Here is a 1,535-nt window from a genome sequence, read left to right on the forward strand (position 1 = left end):
CAGGGCGCGGAGCAGCTGCTGGGCAAGGGCGACATGCTCTACATGTCCGGCGGCAAGCAGATCATCCGCGTGCACGGCCCGTTCGTCTCCGAGGAGGAGGTGGAGCGTGTGGCCGACCACTGGCGCAGCCAGGGCATGCCGGATTACGTGGAAGCGGTGACCGAGGAGCCGGAGGAGAGCGAAGAGGGCTTCGGCGGCGGCGACTCCGACGATGGCGGCGAGGGCGACATCTACCGCCGCGCCGTGCAGATCGTTGCGGAATCGCAGAAGGCGTCCACCAGCTATCTTCAGCGGCAGCTGCGCATCGGCTACAACAGCGCCGCGCGTCTCATCGAGCAGATGGAGAAGGAGGGCCTTGTGGGCCAGCCCGACCATGTGGGACGGCGCGAAGTGTTCATCGACCGTGACGGAACGCGGCTTTAACCCCATATGGGGTTCAGGTTCAGCCGCAGTTCAGGCGGGCCCGGCCACTTGATGGTCAGTCTTGGAGATTACGCAATGCGTTTGTTGACCGCCCTGATGCTGAGTCTCGCCACGCCCGCCGCCATGGGCGCGGGGCTGATGGCAAGCCCGGCCGTGGCCCAGACGGCGAGCCCGGCGGCCAATGGCCTGGCGCAAGTGGAGAACCATCTGCGGCAGGTGAAGAGCCTGCAGGCCGATTTCACCCAGATTGCCGACACCGGCGCCGTGGCCAAGGGCAAGATGATCCTCGCCAAGCCGGGCCGGATCCGGTTCGACTTCGGCAAGGACTCGCCGCTGCTCATCGTCTCCAACGGCAGCGTGCTCTCGATGGTGGATTACGACGTCTCGCAGGTCACGCGCTGGCCGGTGAAGGAGACGCCGCTCGCGCTGCTGCTGGACGACAAGGTGTCACTGGCAGGCCGGGCCAAGCTGCTGCCGCAGAACGAGACCCCCGCGGGCTTCGTGGCCGTTGAGGGCCGCGACGCCAAGCACCCGGAATACGGCACCATCACGCTGTTCTTCCAGAAGACGCCCAAGGGCCCGGCGGGCCTGATGCTGATGGGCTGGCGGGTGCTGGACGGGCAGGGCCGCACCACCACGGTACAGCTTGAGAACCAGCGCCTGAACGAGAATGTCTCCTCTTCCGCCTTCCAGTTCCGGGATCCGCGCGGGCCGCGCACGCCGCGTCCGGGCCGCCTGTAACCGGGCGAGAACGGGCGTCAGGAGCCGGGGGCGAAAAGGTTGCTAATTGCGACCTTGCCCCTGGTCTCCGGAAAGCCTGTCAGCCCAGGATTTCTGCGCGTTTTGCGGAAAAATCCGCCCTGCGAACAGCGTTCACAGGCCGACGGAGACAAAGCGTGCAAGTTTGGCGTCTAGCTGCATTGACGGGAGCAGAAGTTACGTACTGCCCCGGTTGAAAACGGAATGCGCCAATCCTATTTCTGATGTGCAGCGGCAACTCCTACCGTCGGGATTTGCCCCCTGTTGCCCGACACAGCCGCTGCTTGCGTGACGAGCGCAGTCCGGACCCCGCCTCCTGCCCCCGAGGCGGGGTCCTTCTCGTTTTTGACAGG

General features: G+C 65.7%; 2 protein-coding genes. Both read left to right on the forward strand.

The features are described 5' to 3' along the window. On the forward strand, positions 1 to 423 hold a 423-nt coding region (locus VIG90_RS17630), incomplete at its 5' end, for a DNA translocase FtsK (protein WP_331594834.1). 75 nt (positions 424 to 498) lie between these two features. Continuing rightward, positions 499 to 1,164, forward strand: a complete 666-nt coding sequence (locus tag VIG90_RS17635) for an outer membrane lipoprotein carrier protein LolA (protein WP_331594835.1) — start codon at positions 499 to 501, stop codon at positions 1,162 to 1,164. Positions 1,165 to 1,535: the final 371 nt, after the last annotated feature.

Source organism: Pedomonas sp. (genome assembly GCF_036515995.1).
In the GTDB taxonomy this organism is placed as follows: domain Bacteria; phylum Pseudomonadota; class Alphaproteobacteria; order Sphingomonadales; family Sphingomonadaceae; genus Pedomonas.

Excerpts from the sequence above, each read along its gene's own strand:
- VIG90_RS17635 (WP_331594835.1), top strand. The coding sequence starts at position 499 with ATGCGTTTGTTGACCGCCCTGATGCTGAGTCTCGCCACGCCCGCCGCC.